This window comes from Azospirillum sp. B506, assembly GCF_000333595.1.
In the GTDB taxonomy this organism is placed as follows: Bacteria; Pseudomonadota; Alphaproteobacteria; order Azospirillales; family Azospirillaceae; genus Azospirillum.
The window spans coordinates 20,612-27,354 of sequence record NZ_BADK01000116.1 but is presented as its reverse complement, the minus strand read 5'-3'; the positions used below and the strand labels follow the sequence as shown (position 1 = coordinate 27,354).

Genomic DNA, 6,743 nt, shown 5'->3' with positions numbered 1-6,743 from the left:
GGGGACTTTATGCGGGGACAAGCGGACGCGGCGCGCGATCTTCCGATCGGACAGCAGCGCGCTGCGGGGTCCTGCAGCAGTTTCAGGACGGCACGGCGCTTTTCGGTGTCGGCGTGGCGTGAGTGCTTGCGCTCCAATGCCTTGCCCATGTCCCACAGCTTTTCCCGCCGTTTCACGCGCCAGCGTGCGCCAACGGTCGGCCTCCTCGCTGGCGGTCGGCGTCGCCCGCCGCCTTGTCGAGCTGGCGCCGCAGGGTGGCGAGTTCCAGTTCCAGATCCTTCACCTGCCGACGCAGACCGCGGACCAGTTCGTCCGGCGGCGGCGGCGGTGCCGGCGCACCGGCGGGCTCCGACGCCTGGGCGGCTGGCGGCGGTTCGGGAGCCGGCGGCACCGGCACACGGGCGCGCTCCGCCAGATCGCGGAACGACAGGCCGGCGCGGGATAGCATGATGCGTGCCGCGCGCAGCGCGGAGAGCGCCTCGCCCTGGTGCTCCGACTCGGCCATGGCGAGGACTTTGGCGAGCTTGTCAGGATCCATCCGCGTCGGGTTCCGCCGGAGCCGGTCCCCACCCACGCGGGGACCCTGAAGAAGTCATGCCGCGCAATGCGCGACGAGCCCCAACCTACCACATCTTATGGGTTTGGACAGATGCCCTTCGTAGGGTGGCGACTCGCGTCACACCCCATTCGGAATGCCTTTCCCCCAACCAAGGGAGCCGCCTGGAAGAAAAGGCGGGCGGAAGAGATTTACTAGACTTGGACAAGCTCGGCAGCCACGATGGCGTCGTCATGACTGTTCGCACCACCATCAATTCCGCTCAACAGCCGACTCAGGACACGGCCGAGGCGAACTCTCCCTTTGTCCTCCGCTTCTGGGGGGTGCGTGGCAGCATCGCGTCACCCGGTCCGGCGACCGTGCGCTATGGCGGCAACACCGCCTGCATCGAGGTGCGATGCGGCGGCGCCCACATCGTCTTCGACTGTGGGACCGGCATCCGTCCGCTGGGCGAGGCGTTGTCGCGTGACGGCGGACCGGTGGACATCGACCTGCTGCTGACCCACAGCCATCTCGACCATATCAGCGGCCTGCCCTTCTTCGCCCCGGCCTTCGATCCGGCCAGCCGGCTGCGGCTGTGGGCGGGGCATCTGCCGCCGGAGCGGCCATTCCGCACTGTGCTGGCCGACATGATGACGGCGCCGCTGTTCCCGGTGCCGGTCGAGATCTTCCGCGCCGATTGCCAGTTCCGCGATTTCCAGGCCGGACAGACGCTGGAACTGGCACCCGATGTCGTGGTGCGTACCTGCCGCCTGAACCACCCCGACGGCGCCACCGGCTACCGGGTGGAGCATGGCGGCCACAGCCTGTGCATTCTGACCGACACCGAACATCCGGCGGAGGGGCGTGATCCGGTGATCCTGGACCTGCTGCGCGGCGCCGACGTCATGGTGTATGACAGCACCTACACCGACGCCGAATACCCGTCGCGCGTCGGTTGGGGGCATTCGACCTGGCAGGAATGCCTGCGGCTGGCCGAAGTCGCCGGAGTCGGCCGCGCCGTGATCTTCCACCACGACCCGGCCCGCACCGATGACGCGCTGGACGTCATCGCAGCGCAGGCGGAGGCTATGCGTCCCGGTTCGCTGGTCGCCCGCGAAGGGATGGAGCTGTCCCTCTAAGAACCGGCACAATCTGTATTGGTTGAATCGCCAACAGTCGAATCCACTGAGCAAAAGCGCTTGTGCGTGTTCAATGCGCCACAGGTTGCTTTGTCACACTGGCCTCCTGTGACAATCTTGGTATTAGATCGGTGTGCAACCCCGCTTGGATTGGGGAAGGCGGGGCGTTGAAGCGTGCAAAGCTCGGGGGAAAGCGATGCGCATGACCGGTCGTGCCTTGGGGATGCTTGCCGTGCTGACCGTCGCGACGCAGCTTGGCGGCTGTGCCACCGCTCCGCTGGAAAGCACGAAGCTGGACGGCGAACCGCGCAAGGTGGTCCTTCACCACCCTGCCAGCGGCGAGACGGCATCCGTCACCTATTGGCGTCCCGGCGACGGATATGATCCAGCCGCGATGCGCGAGATCGCCGTCCTGTTCCGCGACCGCCGCAGCGATGAGGTGATCCCGGTCGATCCGGCTCTGGTCGACATGCTGGTGGAACTGCGCCAGCGAGTCGGCGCTCCGCCCGAATCGCCGATCCGCATCACGTCCGGCTACCGGTCGAGCGCCACCAACGCCAGCTTGGCCAGAACGAATCCGAACGTCGCCGAAAACTCCTATCACATGCGCGGACAGGCGGCGGATTTCTCCATCGCCGGCATCCCGCCGTCGCGTCTGGCCGAGGAAGCGGCGGCGATGCAGCGCGGCGGCTACGCCATGTATGCCCACACCGGCCATGTCCATGTCGACACCGGCCCCTTCCGCACCTGGACACCGAAAACCGACGAACCGCGCGCGCCGCAGATCCTGGAGGCACAGGCCCGCGCCCGCGCCAGGGCCCAGGCTTTGGCTCAGAAGAGCAGCGGCAAGAGCCGCGTCCAACTGGCCGATGCCGGCTCCAAAAATGAGGGATCCAAGGCAGGCAAACCGCCGGGAAAGCCGGCCAAGGCTCCGGGGAAATCGGCCGTTCTCACGATGCCGGATCTGTCGCGTGTCCGCGTGGCCCTGGCCCAGGTGAAGGAAATGCCGGTGCAGAAGACGGCGAAGCGCTAGAGTAGGATCATTCCAGACAAAATGGTCTGAAGCGCGGATCGCACGGAAACTCTAAACTCCGGGCGCTTTCCCGTCACCCGCGTCCGGTACCGTCATGACCACCCTGCTGATCCTCCGCCACGGCCCAACCGCCTGGAACGCCGAAGGGCGCATCCAGGGCAGCATCGACGAGCCATTGTCCGACGCCGGCCGGACACGGGTCGCCCGTTATCGCCTGCCACCCGAGTCGGCCGGTCTGCGCTGGGTCGCCAGCCCGAAACGCCGGGCCTGGGAAACCGCCTTGCTGCTCGGCCTCGCCCCCACGCCGGAACCGCGGATCGTCGAGATGGAGTGGGGCGAGTGGGAAGGCCAGCGCACCGAGGACTTGCGCGCCGACGGCCGCATGCCGGCCCGTCACGACCGGCTGGGGCTGGACTTCAAGGCCCCCGGCGGCGAAAGCCCGCACGAGGTTCAGGTCCGCCTGCGCTCCTGGCTCGCCGATCTGGCGGCGGAAGGGCGACCCACGGGCGCCGTCGCCCACAACGGCATCCTGCGCGCGCTCTATTCGCTCGCCACCGGCTGGGACATGCGCGACGACCCGGCGGAAGAGTTGCGCAACGGTTGCGCCCACCTGTTCCGGCTGGCTGAGGACGGCACGCCGGAACTGCTGCGGCTGAACATCAGCCTGCTTGAGTAAGGCTTCGCCGGAGCGAGGGGGGGCGCAACCGCCCCCTCACCCTCCAGCCCCTACATCTTCAGACATCCAGATCGACGATCACCGGCACATGGTCCGACGGCTTGGGTTCCCAGCCGCGGGCATCGCGCAGCACCTTGATGCCCGTCAGCGCGCCTTCGAGCGGCGGGGTCACCCAGATGTGGTCCAGGCGCCGGCCGCGGTTGGAGGCGGCCCAGTCCTTCGCCCGGTAGCTCCACCAGGTGTAGAGCTTCTCCTCCGGCGGAACGAAGCGGCGCATGGCATCGACCCAGCCGGCCGAGGCCTGCATCGCCGCCAGCTTTTCCACCTCGATGGGCGTGTGGGAAACCACCGACAGCAGTTCCTTGTGGCTCCAGACGTCCTGTTCCAGCGGCGCGATGTTCAGGTCGCCGACCAGCACCATCGGCCGGTCGGGTGTCCGTTCCGTACCCAGCCAGTGGGTCATCTCGTCGAGGAACTGGAGCTTGTGGGCGAACTTGTCGTTCACCGCCGGGTCGGGGACGTCGCCGCCGGCGGGGATGTAGACGCAATGCAGCTCGATCCCGCCCGGCAGGTGGGCGAGTGCGTGGCGGCAGTCCTGCTTGCCGCACCAGTGCTGGACGTCCTGCGACTCGAAGGGCAGGCGCGACAGGATGGCGACACCGTTGTAGCTCTTCATCCCGTGGATGTGGGCGTGGACATAGCCGCGCTCCGCCAGCGGACCGAGCGGGAAGTCGGCGTCCACCACCTTGGTTTCCTGCAGGCAGATCACGTCCGGCCGCTCCTCCTCCATCAGGCGGAAGAGGAGGTCCAGACGCATGCGGACCGAATTGATGTTCCAGGTCGCGATGCGCATCGGCGGCGGCTCAGGCGATGGTGAGGGTCAGGGTGCCGACGCCCTCGACCGCGCCGGTCAGCACGTCGCCGGCCACCACCGCGCCGACACCCTCCGGCGTGCCGGTGTAGATCAGGTCGCCCGGCTGCAGCTCGACCAGCCCGGACAGGTAGGAGATCGTCTCCGCCACCGACCAGATCAGGTCGGACAGGTCGCCCTTCTGCCGCAGCTCGCCATTCACCTCCAGAGTGACCGCGCCCTTGTCCGGATGCCCGATGTCGGCAACGGTGCGGATGGCGGAGCAAGGGGCCGACCGGTCGAAGCCCTTGCCCATATCCCAGGGCTTGCCTTCCTTCTTGGCGGCGTTCTGCAGGTCGCGCCGGGTCATGTCGAGCCCGACGGCATAGCCGAACACGTGGTCCAGAGCGCGGTCGACCGGGATGTCGCGCCCGCCGGTGCCAATCGCCGCCACCAGCTCGATTTCGTGGTGCAGGTTGGCGGTCTTGGGCGGATAGGGGATGGTGGCGCCGTCGGCGACGATGGCGTCGGCCGGCTTCATGAAGAAGAAGGGCGGCTCGCGGTCGGGATCGGCGCCCATCTCGCGCGCATGGGCGGCATAGTTGCGGCCGACGCAGTAGATGCGCCGCACCGGGAACGGATCGCCGCCCGCGACGGGGACGGCCGGCTGGGACCACAGGGGAATGGCGAAGGCCATGGCATCGGCTCTCTGGTTGGTAGACTGCCGAACAGCTAACCCGAAAGCCGGCGATGGACCAAGCGCCCAACTGCCCGCCCTGCCCTGCAAGACGTTCCAGCGTTCCTGCCGGCTATTGAATCGGACTGCGGGCAAAAAACGAAGACGCCCGGTCTGGGGGGGACCGGGCGTCGGAAGCTCCGATTCGGGAACCCGCGCGCGGCAGGGGAAACCGCGGGGCGGGCGATCGGCGTCGAATCGGCGTCGATCACTTCTTGACTCTTCAAGATGGAATTTGTGTGCGCGCCCACCAATACGTCTAACGCATATCTGGTATGCATAGCCTATTGTCCGTACAGTTCTTGCTGACAAACGAAGGCCATGCCCGCATTTTATCCGTTCATCCGATAATTCATCAAAAACATGGCATCGACGGTGACTGACAACGAGCGTTCCACCCCCGCCGACCGGCGGTCGCGTCTGCGGCCCGGCAAGAACGGCAAGCTCGCCCTTGGCCCCCTTCCCGAACTGGTGGGCTACAACCTGCGCAAGGCGCAGGTGGCGGTGTTCCAGAGCTTTCAGAATGCGGTCGCTCCGCACGACATCACACCCGGCCAGTTCGGCGTGCTGATCATGATCCGCGAGAATGAAGGGCTGTCGCAGTCCGACCTGGGCACGGCGGTCGGCATCGACCGGTCGACCATGGTCGCGGTGATCGACCGGCTCGAGTCGCGCGGCCTCGTCGTCCGCGCCCCCTCTCCCAACGACCGCCGCTCCTACGCGCTGCGCCTGTCGCCGGAAGGCCAAACGCTGATGGACGACCTGATCCCGCGGGTCCAGACCCATGATCAGGGCATGGTCAAGGATCTGTCTCCGGAAGAGCAGGCGCAGTTCATCGACTTCCTGCGCCGCGTGTCGCGGTCGAAGTAAGGACCGGCTGACCGCCCAGTTCCAGACACCGGAAACGACTGACGGCCCGTCCCGACCCGGCTTATGCCGGACACGGGACGGGCTTTTCTATTTGGGCCGGCTGTCAGAGCGCGTGATCGACGATGATCTGCAGGCTGCCGCGCGAACAGGTCTCGACCCGCGCGTCGATGTCGTAGACGTCTGCCAGCAGCCGCGCGGTGATCGCCTCCCGCGGGATACCGAAGGCCCGGAGGGCGCCGCCGCGCAGCACGGCGATCTGATCGGCGTGACGGGCCGCCAGCGCGATGTCGTGCATGACGACGATCGTGACCAGTCCATGCTCCCGCGTCAGCCGCGCGACCTCCCGCATCACCACGGTCTGGTGGCGCAGATCGAGTGCGCTGGTCGGCTCGTCCAACATCAGCACGGCCGGGCGCCGCGCCACCGCCTGGGCGAGACTGGCGAGTTGACGCTGGCCGCCGGACAGGGCCGACAGCTCGCGGTTGGCAAGCTCGGCGATGCCGATGTCGGCAAGCGTGGCGTAAGCACGCCGGACCGGGTCGCCCGCCCGGGAATGGGACGAGGCCCCAGTCCCGGCGCGCAGGGAGCCGACCACCGATTCGAGTACCGACAGGCTGATCGGTGGAGGCAGCGACTGCGGCATGAAACCCAGTAGCATCGCCCGCTCCGCCCGCGGCAGGCGGTGGAGTTCCTCGCCGTCGAGGCGGACGCTTCCCGTCAAATTCCCCAGCCCGGCCAAGCCGCGCAGCAGGGTGGATTTCCCGGCCCCATTCGGTCCGATCAATGCGGTGAGCGTGCCACGGCGCAGGGCTGGTAGGGTCAGGTCACGGATGATCGGCGTGCGGCCATAGCCGAGGGACACGCCCTCGACCACCAGCCCGCTGGAGATATCCTGGTCCAT

At 67.5% G+C, this 6,743-nt stretch carries 8 protein-coding genes; 4 read left to right on the top strand and 4 right to left on the bottom strand.

Annotated elements, in window-relative coordinates; genetic code table 11:
• Positions 1-172: 172 nt before the first annotated feature.
• Entirely contained in the window at positions 173-538 is a 366-nt protein-coding gene (locus tag I71_RS04215; RefSeq protein ID WP_244433623.1) for a hypothetical protein, read from the bottom strand.
• Between the two features lie 251 nt (positions 539-789).
• On the opposite strand from I71_RS04215, the gene I71_RS04210 reads away from it, so the two are divergent.
• From I71_RS04210 to I71_RS04200, 3 genes are all read left to right on the top strand, one after another.
• Entirely contained in the window at positions 790-1,677 is an 888-nt protein-coding gene (locus I71_RS04210) for an MBL fold metallo-hydrolase (protein ID WP_042691059.1), read from the top strand.
• 202 nt (positions 1,678-1,879) lie between these two features.
• On the top strand, positions 1,880-2,710 hold the full coding sequence (locus I71_RS04205; protein WP_244433622.1) for a DUF882 domain-containing protein: 831 nt from the start codon (positions 1,880-1,882) through the stop codon (positions 2,708-2,710).
• A 94-nt stretch (positions 2,711-2,804) separates the two neighbouring features.
• Positions 2,805-3,386: a histidine phosphatase family protein gene (locus I71_RS04200; protein ID WP_042691040.1), complete on the top strand. Its 582-nt coding sequence runs from the start codon at positions 2,805-2,807 to the stop codon at positions 3,384-3,386.
• Between the two features lie 58 nt (positions 3,387-3,444).
• Here the strand turns inward: I71_RS04200 and xth are convergent, their stop codons facing one another.
• Both xth and I71_RS04190 read right to left on the bottom strand, forming a co-directional pair.
• A complete protein-coding gene (gene xth / locus I71_RS04195) occupies positions 3,445-4,239 on the bottom strand; it encodes an exodeoxyribonuclease III (protein WP_042691038.1) in 795 nt (264 codons plus the stop codon).
• 10 nt (positions 4,240-4,249) lie between these two features.
• Positions 4,250-4,933, bottom strand: coding sequence for a fumarylacetoacetate hydrolase family protein (locus I71_RS04190; RefSeq protein ID WP_042691035.1), 684 nt, complete (start codon positions 4,931-4,933; stop codon positions 4,250-4,252).
• A gap of 414 nt (positions 4,934-5,347) precedes the next feature.
• On the opposite strand from I71_RS04190, the gene I71_RS04185 reads away from it, so the two are divergent.
• On the top strand, positions 5,348-5,842 hold the full coding sequence (locus I71_RS04185) for a MarR family winged helix-turn-helix transcriptional regulator (RefSeq protein WP_244433621.1): 495 nt from the start codon (positions 5,348-5,350) through the stop codon (positions 5,840-5,842).
• Positions 5,843-5,945: 103 nt separating this feature from the next.
• Here the strand turns inward: I71_RS04185 and I71_RS04180 are convergent, their stop codons facing one another.
• Positions 5,946-6,743 carry an ABC transporter ATP-binding protein gene (locus I71_RS04180; protein WP_042691033.1) on the bottom strand — a complete coding sequence of 266 codons (798 nt, stop codon included), beginning with the start codon at positions 6,741-6,743 and terminating at the stop codon, positions 5,946-5,948.

What these genes read in the sequence shown, in the direction of transcription:
- I71_RS04215 (WP_244433623.1), bottom strand. Translation starts at nt 538, where the DNA reads ATGGATCCTGACAAGCTCGCCAAAGTCCTCGCCATGGCCGAGTCGGAG.
- I71_RS04210 (WP_042691059.1), top strand. Translation starts at nt 790, where the DNA reads ATGACTGTTCGCACCACCATCAATTCCGCTCAACAGCCGACTCAGGAC.
- I71_RS04205 (WP_244433622.1), top strand. Translation starts at nt 1,880, where the DNA reads ATGACCGGTCGTGCCTTGGGGATGCTTGCCGTGCTGACCGTCGCGACG.
- I71_RS04200 (WP_042691040.1), top strand. Translation starts at nt 2,805, where the DNA reads ATGACCACCCTGCTGATCCTCCGCCACGGCCCAACCGCCTGGAACGCC.
- xth (WP_042691038.1), bottom strand. Translation starts at nt 4,239, where the DNA reads ATGCGCATCGCGACCTGGAACATCAATTCGGTCCGCATGCGTCTGGAC.
- I71_RS04190 (WP_042691035.1), bottom strand. Translation starts at nt 4,933, where the DNA reads ATGGCCTTCGCCATTCCCCTGTGGTCCCAGCCGGCCGTCCCCGTCGCG.
- I71_RS04180 (WP_042691033.1), bottom strand. Translation starts at nt 6,743, where the DNA reads ATGGACCAGGATATCTCCAGCGGGCTGGTGGTCGAGGGCGTGTCCCTC.